General features: G+C 37.1%; 3 protein-coding genes. 2 read left to right on the forward strand and 1 reads right to left on the reverse strand.

Annotated features, from left to right (window positions below):
* Positions 1–60: 60 nt before the first annotated feature.
* Positions 61–252, reverse strand: coding sequence for a YjfB family protein (locus tag SPD48_RS19855; RefSeq protein ID WP_336259886.1), 192 nt, complete (start codon positions 250–252; stop codon positions 61–63).
* A gap of 170 nt (positions 253–422) precedes the next feature.
* Between SPD48_RS19855 and SPD48_RS19860 the strand changes: the two genes are divergently transcribed.
* A complete protein-coding gene (locus SPD48_RS19860) occupies positions 423–758 on the forward strand; it encodes a PadR family transcriptional regulator (RefSeq protein WP_336259887.1) in 336 nt (111 codons plus the stop codon).
* Between the two features lies 1 nt (position 759).
* On the forward strand, positions 760–1656 hold the full coding sequence (locus tag SPD48_RS19865) for a permease prefix domain 1-containing protein (protein WP_336259888.1): 897 nt from the start codon (positions 760–762) through the stop codon (positions 1654–1656).
* The last annotated feature ends 32 nt before the right edge of the window (positions 1657–1688 follow it).

Below are 1688 nucleotides of genomic sequence, written 5' to 3' on the forward strand. Positions count from 1 at the left end.
TAAAAAAGGTGAAAGAATAACGATTGCTATTCTTTCACCTTTTACTTTTTCACAAGCTATTTATCCCTTCAAATCGATCTTTCCACCTAGATAAGGATGTGGCGCTTGCCCGCCGGGAGACTGGTTCAACATTTCAATCAAAGCGGCTCCATTTGCTTCGGCAGTCGACATCGCATTTTTCATGACCGATAAACTCGCCTGCTGTTTAACTTGTGATTGTTTCATCACAATCGACAATGCTGCAATATCCACGGAAACCCTCCTTACAAAATACCTTTCACTCTATTTATCGGATCATCGAATGATTTAATTAAATTTACTTTCAACCATATTTTAATTTGATACTTGAATTACTATGACAGATATAGTACTATATTAATAGCAATAAAATGATTCACAGAGTACATCAAGGGGCTGAGTCTATGAAAGGGAAAGTTTCCGCTGATTTACTACGCGGCCATACCGATACAATTGTGTTAGGTATTTTAATGAAAGGTGATAGTTATGGATATAAAATTTATAAGAACATTTTAGATAAAACGGACGGCTTGTACGAACTTAAAGAAGCAACTCTCTATTCCAGTTACAAACGGTTAGAAAAAGAAGGATCCATTATTGCCTACTGGGGAGACGAAACACAAGGAGGAAGAAGAAAGTATTACCGAATTACAGATGGTGGAAAACAACAGTACCGACAAAATAAAATTGACTGGGAATTTACTCAAAAAATTTTAAATCGACTTTTGGAGGAGGAGTAACATGAACCCGGATATTAAAGCATATGTGGAAGATTTGTTTAAAGGCTATGAAGAGACCGCAGAGCTTCAGGACTTTAAAGAAGAAATTGAAATCAATATGATGGAACAAATTCGTGATTTAGAAAAAAATGGTGTGAGTTCTGAGGAAGCATTTACAAAAGTTGTTGCAAGACTTGGGGATATGACAAAAATCGCTGACGATATCAGTCGACAAAAACGCAATGAAGTCATTGGAAATATGTATATTGACCAACATGTGCAAGTGAGCAAAAAACATGCACTTGGATACGCCATAGCTGGAGGTGTTTTACTTTTTGGAATTATTACAGCCTTACTAACGTATACAGCGACAAATACCATTTATATAAGTATTTCATCATTTATGCCATTTATAGTTATTTCTGGAGCTGCTTTTGTATTTCTCGGATTGACACAAGAAACTGGGGTAAATTATCCAATGTCCTGGAAACGTGCACTCATCTATGCACTTGCATCTGGCTCCATTCTATTCGGAATCATGATTGCTACGATGCAATCATTCATGGAGTACGCACACTTGGCAAGCATATTCGGCGTCTTGATTCCGTTCGTCATACCTCAAGTAGCGCTAATCGGCTACCTAATTATGACTGAAAAAACACGCCGTAAACCATGGGTCATTGAAGAGCATAAGCATATAGCAGAAAAATATGCAAAAAGATATAGTGACCCAAACTTTTCCACAAAACGTGGTCTGCTATCAGGCGCACTATGGATCGCTACATTTGGAGGCTTTGCACTCATTTGGATGACCATCGGATTGAAGTTCGCCTTCTTCGTATTCGTACTTGCCATTATTATTGAAATATTTATCGAGTTTTGGGCACATTCAAAAGCTGAAAAACTAGAAAACGAATAGGGAAAATAAAGAAAAAGGGAAGAATGAATTTT

The organism is Pseudogracilibacillus sp. SE30717A (assembly GCF_037071985.1).
GTDB lineage: Bacteria > Bacillota > Bacilli > Bacillales > Amphibacillaceae > Pseudogracilibacillus.

Excerpts from the sequence above, each read along its gene's own strand:
- SPD48_RS19860 (WP_336259887.1), top strand. The coding sequence starts at position 423 with ATGAAAGGGAAAGTTTCCGCTGATTTACTACGCGGCCATACCGATACA.
- SPD48_RS19865 (WP_336259888.1), top strand. The coding sequence starts at position 760 with ATGAACCCGGATATTAAAGCATATGTGGAAGATTTGTTTAAAGGCTAT.